This window comes from Acinetobacter sp. YWS30-1 (assembly GCF_033558715.1).
GTDB lineage: Bacteria > Pseudomonadota > Gammaproteobacteria > Pseudomonadales > Moraxellaceae > Acinetobacter.
The window spans coordinates 1,577,601-1,595,560 of record NZ_CP114606.1 but is presented as its reverse complement, the minus strand read 5'-3'; the positions used below and the strand labels follow the sequence as shown (position 1 = coordinate 1,595,560).

Genomic DNA, 17,960 nt, shown 5'->3' with positions numbered 1-17,960 from the left:
CTCATAAATTGAACTTCACAATTAGGAGGTGGAGATGTCTACAAATAAAGTGAATATAAATACGCTGATTGATGAAGCAAAGTTCACGCCATTTCATTGGGGCGTCCTGATCTGGTGTTTGCTGATCATTATTTTTGACGGTTATGACCTGGTAATTTACGGCGTGGCTTTACCGCTACTGATGCAGGAATGGGCACTCAGTGCAGTACAGGCCGGCATGTTAGCCAGCACCGCCTTGTTCGGTATGATGTTTGGAGCGATGAGTTTCGGCACTTTGTCCGATAAACTGGGACGTAAAAAAACCATCATGATCTGTGTCGCGATCTTTAGTGGTTTTACGTTTATCGGTGCCTTTGCAACATCACCTGTCGAATTCGGGATTTTACGTTTTCTTGCCGGACTCGGAATTGGTGGCGTGATGCCAAACGTCGTTGCCCTGATGACGGAATACGCACCAAAAAGGATTCGCAGTACACTGGTCGCTTTGATGTTTAGTGGCTATGCCATCGGCGGCATGACATCTGCCTTACTTGGCGCATGGCTGGTGCCACAGTTTGGCTGGAAAATCATGTTCTTACTTGCGGGTACTCCTTTACTGTTCCTGCCGATACTCTGGAAATATTTACCAGAATCGTTGATGTATCTGACCAATAAGCAGCAGACTGCTCAAGCGCAAAGCATTATCCAGAAAATCTCGCCAACACAGATAATTGGATCTGACACCCAGTTTGTCCTGAATGAAGTGCAAAAAGGCGATGAAGCACCTTTAAAAGCACTATTCCAGCAAGGCCGCACATTTAGTACCTTTATGTTCTGGTTGGCATTTTTCATGTGTTTATTAATGGTTTATGCACTAGGCAGTTGGTTACCAAAACTGATGATCCAGGCTGGATATTCACTGGGTGCCAGCATGATCTTCCTGTTTGCCCTGAATATTGGCGGCATGATCGGGGCTGTTGGTGGGGGGTATCTGGCAGACCGTTTCCATATTAAAAAAGTGCTGACGATCATGTTCCTTTGCGGAGCAGCTTCTTTAATCCTGCTCGGTTATAACAGTCCGCAATTCGTGCTTTATAGCTTGATTGCTGTGGCCGGTGCAGCAACCATTGGTTCTCAAATCCTGCTCTACACCTTCGTGGCGCAATATTATCCATCAACGGTGCGTTCCACTGGCATGGGTTGGGCTTCCGGAATTGGACGTATCGGTGCGATCGTTGGACCGGTATTGACAGGTGCTTTACTCACCATGAATTTACCGCATCAAATGAACTTCTTTGCAATTGCGATTCCCGGTTTGATTGCTGCGCTGGCAATTTTCCTGGTGAACTTAAAGATGTCTGTAGAAGGTCAAGCCCTTGCTACACCTGAGATTCGCACTGATTCTCTCGCTGAAAAAGCAAGTTAATGGATTAAATATCAATTAATAAAGAAAACACTTCTAATGATAGAGATCGCCATCGTAAGCGGTGGTGATCTGTTGCTAGAATCGAGACGCATAATAAAAAAGTGAGTTTAGGATGAACACGAAACAATTATTTAATAATCAAACAATCACATTAAAACGCACGGTTCTGATGAGCATGATGGCAATGAGTTTAGGGGGCCTTAGCTTGTCTACCCAGGCACAAACTCCAGCTCAGTCCAATCAGCAGGAAATTGAGCAGTTGCGTCAGGAGGTTCAAGCTCTACGTGCCTTGATTGAGCAGCAGCAAACTCAGACAGCTGCTGTGACTGCACCTGTAGCGGCAACGCCGGCACCTGCAAATACAGCAGTAGCGCCTGCGAGCAAACCTGTGATGAAAATTGCCAGTGGGGCCGAGTTTAATTTATACGGTAATATCCGTGCTGATGCCTCTTATCAGGCTGAGGGCGGTGCAGCGACACGTATGTATAACCAGATTAATGCGGTACCTCTTGAAGGCACAGGTGAACGCAGTGATGAATTTAAGTCCACGCTTTCAGCCACCCGTTTAGGGATGGATTTTAAAGCGCCCGTGGGTGCTGGGGATAAAGCCTTAAGTGGTAAAGTTGAGGTCGATTTCCTGGGGGGGGCTAGTTTTGATAACCTGCGTATCCGCCATGCCTATATCAGCTATGCTGACTGGTTAATTGGTCAAACTTGGTCAAACTTTGCGACCCCAGACTATATACCTGAGACGGTAGATGCACTGGTTTATGCCGGTGGTTCAATTAAACGGACGCCTCAGATTCGTCATACCAGTACTTTGAGTCCAGCGACCAATCTGGTGCTTGCAGTAGAAGATCCGAAAGATGCGACCATTACGGGAATCAAACAGCGTTTACCTGCTTTAACTGCACGCTTAAACCACAAATTTGCGGATAATCTTTCTGTTAGCGCGCGTGCGATGGGGAATGAAAAACGCGTGAATGAAGATGAAAAAACTGCATGGGGGGTGGGCTTAGGTGCCAAATACGAGTTTGTTCCAGGCACCAGCCTTAAGGCAGATTATTATCATGTCAAAGGTGATAGCAGTTTTGTCTCTTATGCCAATCCTGGGGTTATAGCAGCAGGTGGAAATCTTTACCAAAGTGAATTTGATTCGATTACTGTCGGCTTGACCCAGCAGTTTAATGACAAATTGCGTGGCACGTTAGGTTATGGCTATATGAATTTTGATGATGATCAAGACTATATCAACGCCTTATCAGCCACAGATAAAACTAAAGCCAATAAAGATTTATGGCAGGCATGGGCCAATGTGTTTTATAACCCAACCAAACCACTTAGTTTGGGTCTGGAATATGTCTATGGTGAACGTGAAGCCTATGGACCTGTATTAAATACGGAAGGTAATGCGATTAGCAGTCGTAAGGGCGAAGACAACCGAATTAATGCGGTTGCCATTTATAGTTTCTAAGCTTTGGTGATCTAGTAGTACTACCATAAAAGCGTGGATGAATTAATCCACGCTTTTGCTATTTTGCAAGATCGTTTTTGCCAGCAGATTCACCGCGTGTTCAATCTCAGGTGTCCACTCATAAGAACAGTTCAGCCGGATATAATTTTGGCTGGTGTGTTCCGGTTTAAACAGTAAAGCTGGGGCAATCGCAATATTCTGCTGAATCAGCTGTTCATATAAAACCTGACCATCCAGCTGTTCCGGCAATTTGATCCAGAGAAAATAGCCACTGGAATAATAATAAATTTCACAGACTGAATCTAAACGCGCTTTGAGTTCCTGATAAAACTTTTGTTTATACTTTTCCAGCTGCTGTCTTAGATGACGCAAATGCTTTTCATAATGATGATGGGACAGAAAATCGACCAGTGCATTTTGTAATAACGGACTAACAGTCAAAGTACTCATGAGCTGTAAATGCTGGATTGCATCGGAAAATGGGCCAGCGAAAACCCAGCCAACCCGCGCACCCATGCCCAATGTTTTGGAAAATGAAGAGCAGTGCAATACCCGTTGATGCTGATCAAAATATTTCACGGAAACCGGCTTATGAGCGCCATAATTGAGTTCCTGATAGACATCATCTTCAATCAGATATACCTGATATTCATTTAACAGTTCTGCAATTCTTTGCTTGATCTCTGAATTTACCGTAAAGCCAATCGGATTATGTGCATTCAGCATCAGCCAGCAGACTTTGATCGGGTACTGTTTAAGTGCTTGCTCAAATGATTCCAGGTCAAAACCAAACTGCGGATGTTCAGGGATTGTAATAACCTGCAAGCCTAAACGTTCAGCCGCCTGCCAGGCACCATAAAAAATGGTTTGCTGGAGCAGGATAAAATCACCCGGTTGAGTCAAAGCCTGTAAAGACAGATTGAGAGCTTCCAATGCACCAGAAGTAATGACAATGTCATCCGAAATGCAGTTTATGCCTTGTAACTGATAGCGGTTGGCAATTAGTTGGCGTAATTCCTGATTACCTGGTGGCATATGATTTTGATGGCTATAACTGCTTTTTCTTTTGCTATGCTGCGCCAGAATCTGCATAAATCGGCTGTTATATAACAGTTCAGCATTTGGAAAAGCTGAACCAAAAGGCGCAATATTTGGAGTTTGCAGTGACTTTAAATAATTAAATACCACAGAGTTAATTTTAACTTTGGAGTTTAAGCCAATCTGTACCGCGGGCTCTTTGCTGCTATAGGTTTGTGGTCGCTCCGCAATATAGTAGCCAGATTTATCTTTGGCATAGACCAATCCTTGCGATTCGAGCACCTGATAGGCATTAAGCACCGTCATCAGGCTATAGCCGGACAATTCAGTCTGTTCCCGCAATGAAGGTAATTTGTCATGCGCCTTCCATGCGCCATTTTCAATCATCTGGCGAATATTCTGGGCCAGCTTTTCAGACTTGAACATAAGAAAATAAAATCTAAACTGTACTAATATAATCGGAATTATATTATGAATAAGTTATTAAAATATAACAAATCAAAAAAATAAGTGGCTAACTGTTATATTTTTTTAAATGAATATTGTATCTATACAGCTGATTTAGGTCTGCTGATAATAAAACTCATAACGCCAGACCAACCTATGGGTGATCATATGAATTCAGAAGACAACAAAGCACCAAAATATGCGGATAGCAGTATTTCTGATGCAGCATTCAAGAAGATGATTCTCTGGTTTGCACTTTATGCCGGTTTATTCTGCCTCGGCGTTATCTTTGTAGTAAATGCAGACAAAATTATGATGAGCGGCTTTTAAAATTCTCTTCTCCCTGAACACTATCATCGCCCCAATCTAAATTGGGGCTTTTTTTATGCCACACATTACCAGTTTTATTTTCTACTTTTTCTGCATCCACTCTATGACTTTGTCACAATTTGACACTCACAAAGTCAGATTTCCTTGCTAGATTCAGACTGTTTGATGATAAAAATGAATACAGGCTTTTCGCCAGCGCATCATACAGAAATAACAACGATATAGCAGATGGACAAACAACAAGGATAAAGGAGTGAAGCATGCTCGGAAATATGATGTTCCAGCCCTTACTGATCAGCAGCATGATTGAACATGCCGGTCGTTATCATGCCGATACCGAGATCATTTCTAAAAATACCGATACCAGCATTAAAAAGACCAATTGGGGAGAAATCCGGGAAAACTCGAAACGTTTTGCCAATGTATTACAGCAATTCGGTCTGACACTCGGCGATCGGGTTGCGACCATTGCCTGGAATAATCATCGACATCTAGAATCATGGTATGCCATTTCGGGAAGTGGACTGGTTTGCCACACCATCAACCCGCGCTTATTTCCGGAACAGCTGGTATTTATTATCAATGACGCTGCCGATCGGGTACTGCTGTTTGATAAAACCTTTGCACCTTTAATTAAAGCCGTCAAACCGTTATTAAAAACTGTAGAACAGTATATTTGTCTGGATGCTGAAGATTCGTCGATTCGTGAAGCCATTCCGGAAGTTCAGTTTTATGACGATTTGCTTGCCCAGCAATCTGCAGAATTTGACTGGCCTGAACTGGATGAAAATACAGCGAGTTCATTGTGTTATACCTCTGGTACGACTGGAAATCCGAAAGGGGTTTTATATAGCCATCGCTCAACGGTATTACATAGTTATGCCATCATCATGCCGGATTCCCTGAATGTGGCAGCGCGTGACATCATGCTGCCAGTGGTACCAATGTTCCATGTCAATGCCTGGGGCACCCCATATGCCGCTGCCATGGTCGGTTGTACCCTAGTGCTGCCGGGGCCGGGCCTGGATGGAGCCAGTCTGGTCAATCTGATTGATACGTATAAAGTCTCTGTGGCTTTAGGCGTTCCAACGATCTGGCAAGGGCTGATTGCGGCTGCCCAGCAAAGTGGTTCAAAATTGGAAAGCCTGAAACGGAATGTGGTCGGTGGTTCTGCCTGTCCACCGGCTATGCTGAAAACCTTTAAAGAGCAGTTTAATTGCGAAACTATTCATGCTTGGGGAATGACTGAAACCAGTCCACTCGGGAGTGCCAATCAGCTGAAAACCAAACACCTTGATCTGGCGGATGAAGAAAAAATGCAGATTCGCTTGTCTCAAGGTCGTCCACCGTTTGGCGTTGATTTACGCTTAACCGATGAAGAAAAAGGAACTCAGGAAATTGCCCGCAACGGTGAAACCATAGGTAATCTGCAGATTAAAGGGCACTGGATCATTGATCATTACTTTGGCAAGGAAGAATCTGCGCTCACAGCAGATGGCTGGTTTGATACCGGAGATATTGCTACCTTAAATGAAGATGGCTTTATGAAGCTGTGTGACCGTTCCAAAGATCTGATCAAGTCAGGCGGTGAATGGATCTCTTCAGTCGATCTTGAAAATATGGCGATGGGACATCCTGAAATTGCCATGGCTGCCGTGATTGCGGCACAGCATCCTAAATGGGATGAGCGTCCCGTTCTGATTGCGATTAAAAAGCCAGAGAGTCATGTGAGTGAAGCTGAAATTCTGGATTACTATGCGGACAAAGTCGCTAAATGGCAGATCCCGGATCGCGTGATCTTTGTAGATTCTATTCCGTTAAGTGGAACCGGCAAGATGCTGAAAAAAGACCTGCGTGAACTTTATGGTTCTATCTTGCTGGAACAGGCCGTAGGTTAAGCTATTTTTTTAAAAGGTAAATTTTTGCCTTTTTAACTCACCCAATATTTAAAACAGAAACTGATCTCTTATATAGAGGTCAGTTTTTTATATGTTTTTGCTAAAAATATACAGACCAAAAAAGCAATTTATTCGGTTCATACAGTTTTAACAGCACTTTCTGGTTAGGATTGTCTTACAAAAAGTCTAACTATGGTTTCTAAGCACATAATTTGACCTACATTGACATGGTGCGAGCTTCAGAATTCTTTATTCTGGACTACATAATAAATAGACAGTTGTACATTAATACTGTCTGCGGAATAGAGGGGATAAAAATGACAAGTATGACAACCTACAAGCCGCATTGGATTCGTGAAGATTTCATTGATTTTGTTGGTGAAAAAATCCATCCAACCTGGGCACTCAAAAAAGTCAAAGCATCGGTCGTGAATATTCAGGCGGTTAGCCCAGACTTTTTCAAAATCCAGTTACGTCCAAATTATAACTTTAACCGCGGGTCATTTCAGGCCGGTCAAAATATCGCGGTGACTCTGCGTCTGGATGGAGTACGTCATCAACGTCATTATTCTATCGTGACCATTTTAAAAAATGGTGATGTGATTATTGCAGTCAAGCAGCAAGGTAAAGTGTCGCGTGCCCTAACTTTATTGCAACTAGGTGCAGTGGTCGAGCTGTCTCAGCCACAGGGCGAATTTACCTTATTAAACTCTCCTAAACCGATTCTGTTTCTGGCATCAGGCAGTGGCATTACTGCAATTTATTCCTTATTGCAAAAAGCAGTCGTGCAGTTTCAGCATCCGATTGATCTGATCTACTTTACCCGTGATGATGCGTTTCATGCCGAGATCAAAACACTGGCGTTGATGCATCCTCATCTGAAATATCATCATTTTAATACAGTCGAGCATAAGCAGCATTTGAGTCAGCAATTGCTAAACAAGCTGGTACCAGACTTTGAACAGCGTGAAATCTATGCCTGTGGTTCAGCGGGAATGATGAAAACTGCACTCAAAATTGCCGATAAACTGGCGGTGAAATCCAGTTTCCATTCTGAATATTTCCAGATTGCGATGGATGAAAAAGTGAAAGCACAGCCTGTACAGTTTTTAAGATCGCAGCAGGAATTCCAGGCAGAATCTAATCTGCTGGAAAGTGCAGAGCAGGCGGGTCTTCGTCCAGCGCATGGTTGCCGTATGGGCATTTGTAATACTTGCTCATGTACCAAAGTCAGCGGTTCAGTTAAAAACATGCTGACGGGTGAGATCGACCACGGCAGCAATACTCCAATCAAACTTTGTATTTCACAGGCCGTCAGTCCTGTGGTGATTAATTTATAAGCTATTTCAACCATTACTAAACGAATAAGAAGGTGCTCCCATGAATATGCAAATTGATTTTAAAAAACACAGTAAATCTCAATTTCTAAGCCCGGAACAGGTTGAAGAGTTCGGTGCCAAGGTTGATGCTATCCGCCGTGAAGTAATGGAAGATTTGGGCGAAAAAGACGCAGAATATATTTATAAAATCCGTAATTTTGTACGTTATAGCGAGATTGCTTCCCGCGGCATGTTGATGTTTGCAGGCTGGTTGCCGCCAGTCTGGTTAGCGGGCACAGGCTTATTGGGTATCTCGAAAATCGTGGAAAATATGGAACTTGGCCATAACGTGATGCACGGCCAGTTCGACTGGATGAATGATCCGGGTCTGAATGGTTCGACTTATGATTGGGATACTATTTCCACTGGGGATGACTGGAAATACACGCATAATTATATTCACCACACGTATACCAATATTGTCGGTATGGATCACGATGTCGGTTATGGTCTGATCCGTGTCAGTGAATCTCAGCCGTGGGAACTACGTTTTATCTGGAATATTCCTTTAACCATTCAGTTGATGGTGTTCTTTGAATGGTATGTGGGTGTACAGCGTTTGCATCTGGAAGATGTAATTGCCTATAAAACCAAAACCTGGAAACAGGTCTGGGAAGAAGCAGCGCCTTTACGCAAAAAAATGCGCCGTCAGGTCCTGAAAGATTATGTATTTTTCCCACTGATTGCCGGTCCAAATGCCATTCCAGTATTTACCGGGAATGCGGTTGCCAATGTGATTCGTAGCCTATGGGCGTCTGCGGTGATCTTTAATGGACATTTCACTGAAGATGCAGAAACCTTTGAAATGGACAATACCGACAATGAAACCCGTGCGGAATGGTATCTGCGTCAGATCCGTGGTTCGAGCAACTTCAGTGGCGCGAACTGGTTGCATATTCTGAGTGGTAATTTAAGCCATCAGATTGAGCATCATCTGTTCCCAGATATGCCAGCAAACCGTTATGCCGAAGTAGCACCAAAAATCAAAGCCTTATGTGCTGAGTACGGGATTCACTATAACGAAGCCAGCTTTATGAAACAGTTCTCGACTGTATGGGTCAGACTGGCGAAATGCTCACTGCCAAATGAATGGAATCAGCAAATTGCAGAAAAAACTCATGCAGTTAAATCGGTGTTTCGTTACTTTAAATCTAAGCTTGTAAATTAATTTTTAGGGTTTCTCTATTATCCAGTTTGGTACTCCTCAATAGATTTGGATGGTCTATTGAGGATTTTTTTATCTGTTAAAAAGTGGTCAGTTCACACGAATTTATGAATGAAATATGAAGATGATTTTCAAAAAATGACGAAGGCGGGACAGATTTACTACCGCTGAAACGCTTCGCCTACAAGCTAAGCGTTTACCTCAAGGAGGTTCTTTTTATAATGGCCGCGTTCTATCATTCAAGGTCTCAGTTTTGAAATATCTTAAATATTTTTCAGGCATCTCACTTTTATTGCTGTTAACCGCGTGTAATACCCCGGAAACTCCAGCACCAGATTATCAGGGGAACTGGAAAAATACACTGGAAAATCCAAAATTGGAAAATATCCTGGTAATTTCCAAAAATGGTGAAAACTATTTCATTACCAATACTATTAAAGACAAAGAAAGCGGCAAAACCGACAAGAAAAATCCGATGCCCGCTTCAGTCGCTGATAATGGTCTGCTTCAGATTAATTCAGGTACAGGTGTCGTTGATTTCGCGATTGACGAAAAAACTGGCAATCTGGTCGGCTCAGGCTCCGTCTATAAAAAAGCCAAATAATGCTCTAATCTAATCAATTCAGAGATAACACGAAAAATGCCATGATCAGAAAGGATTCATGGCATTTTTTTAATTCACCAATTTTATGAGACCAGCAAAATCTTCTACAAAATAATCTGCCTTGGCTTTGATCAAATCCATTTCATGTGCAGAATACTGGTCGTAAATTGCCACGACATCAATCCCCGCATTGTTGGCAGCTTCCACCCCAATTAAAGAGTCTTCAATAATCAGGCAATCTTTGGCCACAATTTCAAAATGCTGGAGCGCATTTAAATACACTTCTGGATGCGGTTTGATATTCTCAACATTTTCGCGAGTCAAGATAATCGCAAAATCATCATCAAAACTGATTTTCTGATTAATCTTCTGATTATTGTCCTGATAACGCTGCACATTGAACAAGCTGGTGGTAGTCGTGAGTGCCAATTGTATCCCTTGCTGTTTTAAGGCTTGAATCAGCAGCTCAGCTTGCGGTTTGAGTTCTATCACATGATCCAGAAAATGCCGTGAAATATGATAACGACGGTTTTTAACCTCTTCCTTGCTGGGTTCAAAACCATAGAGCTCTTTTAAATAGCCACAATATTCCAGATAAGGATCGGGCATATGTCTAAAGGCTTTCAGTTGCAGGTCACGCAGTTGCTGAATCTGATCCAGACCGACTTCGATCCCCGATAATTCCAGAATCAGGGCAGCATCGACCTGGTTCCAGATCCCCACTGAATCAATTAAGGTTCCATCTAGGTCAAAACACACCAGCTTTTTATCTTTAAACATGTCACCCCCATTTTTCTTTCGCCGCCATTATCCCGTTTTTAGAAAGAGATAAAAAGTCCAGTTTGGGTGCACATCCAGACTGTATTTATCATTAAATTCCTAAAATGAACTTATTTTGAGCATTCTAAGTATTACTCATAATAAAAATCGTAATACTAAATTGGCACAGCATTTGAATTTATCTACACCTCCTAATTTGAATATTTATTTTTTATAAGAAACAACTTGCTGGTTACTTTTTGTTACCTAACTGTTACATAAGAAAACCTAAAACTATTTAATTTAGTCTTTATTGATCAATTTATAGTCAGAACTATTTCATATCTTTACATCGGTTTATTTAATCTCTTATTTTCCTTAAGGTATTGTCCACTTCTTAACTCATTGAATTATAAAAGGGGAGCAATGCTAGAATTTAAAAATCAAATCGTACACGGCGCAATTTTCGATATGGATGGAACCATGTTTGATACAGAACGTTTGCGCTTTCAAACCTTGCAACAGGCTTCACGTGAGCTGATCGGTGTCGAATTTTCTGAAAACTATTTAATGCAGTGTTTGGGCTTAAGTGCCCGTAGTGCCGAGCAGCTGGCCAAAGAGCGTTATGGACAAGATGTTCCTTATGCCGAGATCCGCCAGCGTGCTGATGTGCTGGAACTAGAACATGTACGCAATTATGGTGTTCCAATTAAAAAAGGTTTATTACAGGTGTTGGAACGCCTACGCAAGGCAGGCCTAAAAATGGCTGTGGCGACTTCGAGTCGACGTGCCATTGCAGAAGAATATATGATCAATGCCAATGTCTATAAATTTTTTGATGTACTGGTGTGTGGCGATGAGATTAAACAGGGGAAACCTCATCCAGAAATTTTTATCAGTGCAGCCGAAAAAATCAATTTAAGTCCGGCTCAATGCCTGATGTTTGAAGATTCTGAAAATGGCCTGCGATCTGCCTATGATGCAGGTGGCATGACGGTACTTTTCAAAGACATTAAAACGCCGAATGAGTCGATGCTGGCACAAGCCCAGTATTATTATGAAACGATGGAAGATTTTCTGATAGATCTGAACCAGTTTGTTCCGGTTCTGGAAATGCCTGAACTTGAGACTGCATTTCCGCAAACGCTGAATCAGTTAACAGTTGGGATTCACGGCTTCGGTGCAATTGGCGGTGGTTATCTGGCTCAGGTGTTATCACACTGGGATGGCTATACGCGTCCACGCAAAATTATTGCCTCAACGCGTAATCCACTCTATCAATCTGCCGTAAATGCGTTTGGCACCTATTGCATTCGTTATGGTCAGAACTCTTTTGACCAGCGTATTGAAAATATGAGTGTGATTGATGCGCATGATCTGGAGCAAATGCAGAACATGTATATTGAATCCAGTCTGGTGGCAGTCTGTGTCCCTGAGGAAGCTCTGGTTTCTGAAGCAGAAGTAATTGCACAGGGTTTATATGCGCGATACTTGGCCTACGAGCAGCAGGAACAGCCGCTGACGCTGTTAATTATCCTGAATAAAATCGGGGCCAAACAGCTGGTGATGCAGCAGATTCTGAGCCGTCTGAAACAGATTACGGATGAACAGACAGCGCAGCACATTATGGATCAGCATTATTTCTGTGACACAGTGGTGAACCGTATGGTCTCCAAACTGTCCGACCAGAAACTGTACCGTCAGCTGCGCATCAAATACAACATGTTCAAGCAGTATCAGCTGGATGAAGATCTGTCCGTAGTGGATCTGGATGATTCTACAGCCCTGAATGCAGAGCAGGAACATCAGGCGGGCTTATATATTGAAGACCTGCGCCGTAATTTTCAGCCAAGTCATATTCTGCAGTCGATGGACCTGATTCTGTTTAATGCCGAAACGGATATGCCAATCTATGTGGAAAATAACAGTCCATTATTGGCTAAAATGCGCCAAATGATTCTGGTAGATGATATTGCCAATATCCAGCTGATTAAAAACCGCTTATGGAATGGTGTGCATGCGATGATGGCCTGGTATGCCAGCCTGCGCGGTCATCAGACCATTGGCGTGGCCATGTCAGATCATGCGGTCAGAAAATTCATGCAGCAGGCCTTAGCGCAGGTGAAGCATGGTCTCTGTTACCAGATTCCTAAGCATGCTTCAGATCTGGAACGTCTGGCACAAAGTTTTACTGAATCCTGTGCCTATGCTTATCAGGACCCATGTGCACGTGTAGGGCGTGAACCCTTAAGAAAGCTGAAACACAATGAACGGGTTATGGGTTCATTATCGACCTTGCTTAAATATAGTTTACCGTTTGATGTGGTTTTAAAAGGCGCAGTGTTAGGTTATATCTATGCTCTGGAACAGGGTGAATGCGAGCAGCAGGAACTGTTGATGCATTTACAAATCCAGTTAAGACATATGGCATTAGAGCCGCAGCTATATGAGACCTTGTATGATGAAATGTCACAATTCATCAATCAGATGATTGCTGGAAAATTGTCCTTACAAAAATTCATGCAACTGGATTTGCAGCAAGCGCTCAGCTAAATATCAGCAGTAAATAAAAAGACCCAGAACGATTCTGGGTCTTTTTTTATGGAAGTTTATAAATTTATAATTTATACAGTCGTGGATTCTTGCTGATAAATACAGGATTGGGCAATCTGTTGCTGATCATCTGCGGACAGATCAATATTTTCCCATTTTTCCATCTGCTCTAATAGCCAGATAAAATCGGTGAATTGAGGCTCAACACTTTCACCTGCAAGGTTACGAATAATATTCTGAATCTTATGGAAGTCATAAACGTGTCGAGAAGCTGAACATTCAAACTGGATAATCTGATAATCCATCAGCATGTCCCAGACTTCAGAAAGATCCGTAGCATGCTTTAAATCCATCTGGGCTTTATTTACAGCTGCGACTAAGGCCTCTACAGTCAGTGGATGCAACTCGCCCCATTCCTGAGTTATTGCTAGTACTTTATCTGCCACTTTAGGAATCACATTTTGGCTTGCTGCGACAATCAGGCTATAACCTTCAAGCTTGGCCTGAATATTCCAAGGTTCACCCACACAAAAACCATCAAAAATCTGTGCTGCAATCCCTTTGACCATCAAAGGGGGAGGTGAGGTCTTGAGCAATATATTTTTAGCATATTGCGCATCAGTTAAAGCCAGCCATTCTCTTAAACAGTAATGATGAATGGAGTATTTATAAACATGAGCCAGACCTACTTTATGTTGCTGCTTTAAGGCACTGACCAGCTTTTGCGACGTGATCTGTTCATTATCTTCAGGCTGAATGCCCAGTTCATAACACAGATCCTGTCTTAAGCTGATAAATGCCTGATTGATACTGAGGACTAATGGAGTCTGCAAAGCGACTTGTAACTGGTCTGCGCCCAAAGCAGCCGCGGGAAGCATGGCAGACAGGCAATGGGCAGCATCCAGAAAGCCATAGGCCAGACGGTCGCGTAAGCTGGACCAGGAGGCTTCACGGATCAGGTTTACCTTTAAACCCTGTTCAGTAAAATAACCTTGTCGCTCCGCCCAAAGAATGGCAACACAATCAAGCAGTGGAATATAGCCAATATTGAGTTCTGTTTTTTCTAATGTTGTCATTGAATGCTCCTTATTGGCCGGATAACAGTTTTTGTGCATCAAGTAAGCGCCTTGCCATATCGCCAATGGTAATCCGGTGACTCATGGCATTTTTGCGCAACAGGGCAAATGCTTCTTCTTCGCTCAGTCCATGCAGCTGGATCAGCAGGACTTTGGCTTTATCAATATCCCTGCGATCACTTAATTTTTCCTGAGTTTCCTTCAGGTCATGTAACAGTTTTTTATGTTTCTGGAATTGTTCAATCGATATTTCCAGAATATTTTCCAGTTTGGTTGGATCAATCCCGTCCACAATATATGCCGTGACTCCGGCATCAATGGCATTTCTGATGGTGTCCTTGTTGGAATTTTGGGTAAATAGAACCGTAGGTAATTCATACTGACTCACGCAGCTTTCGATAATATCGCGATGAGGATGATCCATATTTAACAGAATGACATCGGCATGCAGGCTTTTGATATCAACAATGTTGAGGTCATTCAGAATGACACAAGCCACCACATGAAAATCATGCGCAAGTAAAGAAGCCTGAATAAATTCAGCGCGTTCTGGATCATCATCAATCAGGGCAATTCGTAATTTAGACATGCAAGATTTTTAACTAGTACATCGGGGAATATTCTATGAGGACTTATGCAAAAAACATACCATGCAATTTGGTGCAAAAAATCAGGAGATCAGGTTAAAAGTGTCATAAAAATAGTGCAGAGGAACTTAAAAGGCCGAATTAACCTGACTAAAATAAGGCGTTGTTGAAATAATCGCACTAAAATAAGGAGTTTTAAGGCAATAAAGAATATAAAAATTACCGCTTAGATCAATTTTAATTTCATCAAGATGATCGGGAAAAATAAAAAAATCAAATATAGATAAAAATATTGGAATAATAATTGCTTATTTTTAATCCACTATAAATAAAAAGGTGGAATAGACATGAAATTAAAACTTATACCATCACTGCTAGTAATAAGCAGTCTTTTGATGGCGGGTAATGTGATGGCAGAAGATGGTGGTTTACGTTTTACCGAGAAAACTCTGGCCAAAGTGGCAGAAATGAAAACCAAGAAAAAATCAGCTGAAACCCAGCAAGCTGTACCATTACAAGCACAAGTAATCGAAAATGCCTCTAAATAAAATAATAGCCAGAATACATGAAGAAACTCTCCAGCAGGAGGGTTTCTTTTTTGGGCTGAAATCTATAAGCCATAGTTCAAAAAATAAGAATTCTATTTTCTAGTTATGACTAAGATTTTGGTCTAGAAACCTGTCTATTAAACTGATCTTGATGAATCAGAATATTGTTTATATCTTCAAAATTTTTAATTTAAATCACTTTTTGCCAACTCGAATTAGATGGTTACAAGAAAAAAATACATATCTATAAATTACAAATACTTAATAAATTAGATTTCAGAACTTGTATGAATCTGTCTGTGATCTTGTAAAGTACTGACAGATTTTTTGTATAGAAAAAATTAAAAATATTGCCGCACCAGTCAGATATTTTGGCAGAAAATATCTGCTTAATTTTACATGCTTCATTTATGCTACAGCTTAAATTTTTAAGCCAAGTCCTAAAGCAGATCAGGATCACTTATACAGGATTGTATAAATTCGCCATGAATATGACAAAAATCCCTCTCAAGAAAAATCCGCTTAGCCTGATGATACTGTCGGCATTTTCAGGCCATCTTTATGCTGAAACTACGCTAGCACAGGATAGTGTTCAGCAACTGGAAACTATTGTGGTGACCACTGAGCAAAATACAAATTCCCAGCAACAGACTGCGGCCGAACTTGCCAGCGTTTCGGGAGGAACCAATTTTATTTCAGATCAGCAGCTCGAACATCAGCGTCTGGGAACCATTGCTGACGTCTTCCGTCTCCAGCCCGGCATTTATGCCCAATCGCCGGGCAATGAAGGAGCCAAAATTTCTATCCGTGGTTCTGGCATTAACCGTACTTCTGGTGCACATGCATCCGGAACTTATGTCATGATCGATGATATTCCCTTTACCGGACCGGGTGGTACAGCTTATGAACTGCTTGAACCATGGTGGATTGATCATGTTGAGGTGTACCGTGGTGCCAATGGTTTAAAACAGGGCGGATTGTCCTTAGGTGGAACAGTTAATTATAAAAGTAAGACCGGTGCAGAGCAGAATGGCTCTGAATTAAAATATGAAACGGGTAGCCATGGCTATCAGAAATACCAGTTTAGTACTGGCCGACAACTCGATAAGTTAGATTATTATCTGACAGTAACGGGTTCACAGTTTGATGGGATTCAGGATCATGCCGAAGGTGATGGTAAAGGTCTAGTTTTTAATCTGGGTTATCAGATCAGTCCAGATATTGAGACCCGCTTTTATGCCCGTTACCGTGAAAGCAAACATTTAACGCCAGGGCGCATTACCCAGGAACAGCTCAAGAATAATCCTGAAGCAGCCAATGATTTTAATCTGGCTGTAGATGCCAAGCGGATTCAACCGGGCAGTACCTGGCTGGCAAATACTACCACTTGGAACTTGCAGGATGATGCCAAACTGACCGGTAGTCTGGCTTATCACCATTATCCATTGGATCTACGTGAAAGTAGTTATCGTACCAATGTCGATTATGAGGATATTAGTGCGCGGGTTCAGTATGAGAAACCTTATCAGTTATTCGGTCTTGAACATCAAGGAAAAGTTGCTTTTCGAAGTACCACGCACCGTCCGAATAGTGGTGTAACCGAAACAATTCGACGCGATACTACAATTGATGGCACGCTTTATCCGGCAGATACCGTAACACGCCGTTATACTTATCGTGGTTCAGACAATGTGCTGCAATTTGATCAGGAAACTCAGTTGAATGATCAGTTTAAGCTTGATCTAGGATTGGCAGCAGCCTATACCCACCGTGAGAGTGAAGTGACTTATCCTGTGGCTAGTCCTGAAGTTAGCCGCTATGAATGGAATTTCGCCCCGCGTATTGGCCTGACTTATCAGCCAAATGAAACACTACAATGGTTTGCCAATTTAAGCCGTAGTATTGAACCGGCACATCCATGGGCGATGGCATGGTCTTCGCCATACTATTTTGACACTGGTGTCGCTTCAGGGCGGGTACGTGAACCTATTTATCTGGACACGCAAACTGCAAATACTTTAGAACTGGGTGGCAGGGGTCAGTCAGCTTGGGGTGATTGGGCACTGAGCTACTATTATTCCAAAGTTAAAAACGAGTTATTAACCTCAGAGTTGATCAAAACCTATGAGGATGGATCGGAACGACCTTCTGAGCCAATTGCCGTTGAATCCAATGCGACTCCAACCCTTCATCAAGGTGTAGAACTCAGTCTGGATACACCATTATATGCATCACAGCAGGGCGAGCTTCGTCTACGTCAAGCTTATACCTTGAGTGATTTCCAATATAAAAACGATCCTTTATTTGGCAAAAACCAGCTGCCGGGAATTCCAAAACACCTTTATCAGGCGCAGCTCAGTTATGCCTTGAATAACGGTCTTTATGTAGGGCTAAATACTGAATATGCATCGAAAATGGCACATGATTATGCCAATAGCCGCTTCAGTGATGATTATCAGATCTGGGGTATTGATCTGGGATATGCACCAGAAGATCAGTCATGGAGTGCCTGGGTTAACTTCAAGAATATCACCGATGAAAAATATGCAGCAGTGGTGATTCCAGGTTATGACGACAAAGGTGAAGATCGAGCACGATCTTCACCGGGTGAAGGCTTTTCGACCTATGCAGGCGTGTCGTTTAAATTTTAAAATCATCACTTCATAAAAAAAGCGGGCATTTTACCCGCTTTTTTTA

The 17,960-nt window shown here is 42.2% G+C and carries 14 protein-coding genes; 10 read left to right on the top strand and 4 right to left on the bottom strand.

Features of this window, described 5'->3' with window-relative positions; all coding sequences use genetic code 11:
• Positions 1-34: 34 nt before the first annotated feature.
• Together O4M77_RS07455 and O4M77_RS07450 are read left to right on the top strand one after the other, a co-directional pair.
• Positions 35-1,405, top strand: coding sequence for an aromatic acid/H+ symport family MFS transporter (locus O4M77_RS07455; RefSeq protein WP_323713262.1), 1,371 nt, complete (start codon positions 35-37; stop codon positions 1,403-1,405).
• Between the two features lie 112 nt (positions 1,406-1,517).
• Entirely contained in the window at positions 1,518-2,879 is a 1,362-nt protein-coding gene (locus O4M77_RS07450) for a DcaP family trimeric outer membrane transporter (RefSeq protein WP_180069514.1), read from the top strand.
• 42 nt (positions 2,880-2,921) lie between these two features.
• On the opposite strand, the gene O4M77_RS07445 is transcribed toward O4M77_RS07450, so the two are convergent.
• Entirely contained in the window at positions 2,922-4,343 is a 1,422-nt protein-coding gene (locus O4M77_RS07445; RefSeq protein ID WP_323713261.1) for a PLP-dependent aminotransferase family protein, read from the bottom strand.
• A 189-nt stretch (positions 4,344-4,532) separates the two neighbouring features.
• On the opposite strand from O4M77_RS07445, the gene O4M77_RS07440 reads away from it, so the two are divergent.
• From O4M77_RS07440 to O4M77_RS07420, 5 genes are all read left to right on the top strand, one after another.
• A complete protein-coding gene (locus tag O4M77_RS07440; RefSeq protein WP_162835335.1) occupies positions 4,533-4,694 on the top strand; it encodes a hypothetical protein in 162 nt (53 codons plus the stop codon).
• Positions 4,695-4,954: 260 nt separating this feature from the next.
• Positions 4,955-6,592 carry a long-chain-fatty-acid--CoA ligase gene (locus tag O4M77_RS07435; protein ID WP_104426117.1) on the top strand — a complete coding sequence of 546 codons (1,638 nt, stop codon included), beginning with the start codon at positions 4,955-4,957 and terminating at the stop codon, positions 6,590-6,592.
• A 317-nt stretch (positions 6,593-6,909) separates the two neighbouring features.
• A complete protein-coding gene (locus O4M77_RS07430) occupies positions 6,910-7,932 on the top strand; it encodes a flavin reductase family protein (protein WP_180002026.1) in 1,023 nt (340 codons plus the stop codon).
• 40 nt (positions 7,933-7,972) lie between these two features.
• Positions 7,973-9,139: a fatty acid desaturase family protein gene (locus O4M77_RS07425; protein WP_166138677.1), complete on the top strand. Its 1,167-nt coding sequence runs from the start codon at positions 7,973-7,975 to the stop codon at positions 9,137-9,139.
• A 250-nt stretch (positions 9,140-9,389) separates the two neighbouring features.
• Entirely contained in the window at positions 9,390-9,740 is a 351-nt protein-coding gene (locus tag O4M77_RS07420; RefSeq protein WP_159122938.1) for a hypothetical protein, read from the top strand.
• A 69-nt stretch (positions 9,741-9,809) separates the two neighbouring features.
• Here the strand turns inward: O4M77_RS07420 and O4M77_RS07415 are convergent, their stop codons facing one another.
• The gene (locus O4M77_RS07415) at positions 9,810-10,520 is read right to left on the bottom strand and encodes an HAD family hydrolase (RefSeq protein ID WP_159122939.1); all 711 of its coding nucleotides are present in this window, start codon (positions 10,518-10,520) and stop codon (positions 9,810-9,812) included.
• Positions 10,521-10,925: 405 nt separating this feature from the next.
• On the opposite strand from O4M77_RS07415, the gene mtlD reads away from it, so the two are divergent.
• Entirely contained in the window at positions 10,926-13,052 is a 2,127-nt protein-coding gene (gene mtlD / locus O4M77_RS07410; protein WP_323713260.1) for a bifunctional mannitol-1-phosphate dehydrogenase/phosphatase, read from the top strand.
• A 71-nt stretch (positions 13,053-13,123) separates the two neighbouring features.
• On the opposite strand, the gene O4M77_RS07405 is transcribed toward mtlD, so the two are convergent.
• Positions 13,124-14,128, bottom strand: coding sequence for an ABC transporter substrate-binding protein (locus tag O4M77_RS07405; protein WP_159122941.1), 1,005 nt, complete (start codon positions 14,126-14,128; stop codon positions 13,124-13,126).
• Between the two features lie 10 nt (positions 14,129-14,138).
• Complete coding sequence (locus tag O4M77_RS07400) at positions 14,139-14,717, bottom strand: ANTAR domain-containing response regulator (RefSeq protein WP_004785667.1); 579 nt, start codon at positions 14,715-14,717, stop codon at positions 14,139-14,141.
• 393 nt (positions 14,718-15,110) lie between these two features.
• Here O4M77_RS07400 and O4M77_RS07395 point away from each other — a divergent pair, with 393 nt between their 5' ends.
• Both O4M77_RS07395 and O4M77_RS07390 read left to right on the top strand, forming a co-directional pair.
• Entirely contained in the window at positions 15,111-15,263 is a 153-nt protein-coding gene (locus tag O4M77_RS07395) for a hypothetical protein (protein WP_180002021.1), read from the top strand.
• Positions 15,264-15,748: 485 nt separating this feature from the next.
• Positions 15,749-17,914 (top strand): TonB-dependent receptor family protein, encoded by a 2,166-nt coding sequence (locus O4M77_RS07390; RefSeq protein WP_159122943.1) that lies wholly within the window; start codon positions 15,749-15,751, stop codon positions 17,912-17,914.
• The last annotated feature ends 46 nt before the right edge of the window (positions 17,915-17,960 follow it).

What these genes read in the sequence shown, in the direction of transcription:
- O4M77_RS07440 (WP_162835335.1), top strand. Translation starts at nt 4,533, where the DNA reads ATGAATTCAGAAGACAACAAAGCACCAAAATATGCGGATAGCAGTATT.
- O4M77_RS07430 (WP_180002026.1), top strand. Translation starts at nt 6,910, where the DNA reads ATGACAAGTATGACAACCTACAAGCCGCATTGGATTCGTGAAGATTTC.
- O4M77_RS07445 (WP_323713261.1), bottom strand. Translation starts at nt 4,343, where the DNA reads ATGTTCAAGTCTGAAAAGCTGGCCCAGAATATTCGCCAGATGATTGAA.
- O4M77_RS07390 (WP_159122943.1), top strand. Translation starts at nt 15,749, where the DNA reads ATGAATATGACAAAAATCCCTCTCAAGAAAAATCCGCTTAGCCTGATG.
- O4M77_RS07405 (WP_159122941.1), bottom strand. Translation starts at nt 14,128, where the DNA reads ATGACAACATTAGAAAAAACAGAACTCAATATTGGCTATATTCCACTG.
- mtlD (WP_323713260.1), top strand. Translation starts at nt 10,926, where the DNA reads ATGCTAGAATTTAAAAATCAAATCGTACACGGCGCAATTTTCGATATG.
- O4M77_RS07455 (WP_323713262.1), top strand. Translation starts at nt 35, where the DNA reads ATGTCTACAAATAAAGTGAATATAAATACGCTGATTGATGAAGCAAAG.
- O4M77_RS07425 (WP_166138677.1), top strand. Translation starts at nt 7,973, where the DNA reads ATGAATATGCAAATTGATTTTAAAAAACACAGTAAATCTCAATTTCTA.
- O4M77_RS07400 (WP_004785667.1), bottom strand. Translation starts at nt 14,717, where the DNA reads ATGTCTAAATTACGAATTGCCCTGATTGATGATGATCCAGAACGCGCT.
- O4M77_RS07415 (WP_159122939.1), bottom strand. Translation starts at nt 10,520, where the DNA reads ATGTTTAAAGATAAAAAGCTGGTGTGTTTTGACCTAGATGGAACCTTA.
- O4M77_RS07450 (WP_180069514.1), top strand. Translation starts at nt 1,518, where the DNA reads ATGAACACGAAACAATTATTTAATAATCAAACAATCACATTAAAACGC.
- O4M77_RS07395 (WP_180002021.1), top strand. Translation starts at nt 15,111, where the DNA reads ATGGCGGGTAATGTGATGGCAGAAGATGGTGGTTTACGTTTTACCGAG.
- O4M77_RS07435 (WP_104426117.1), top strand. Translation starts at nt 4,955, where the DNA reads ATGCTCGGAAATATGATGTTCCAGCCCTTACTGATCAGCAGCATGATT.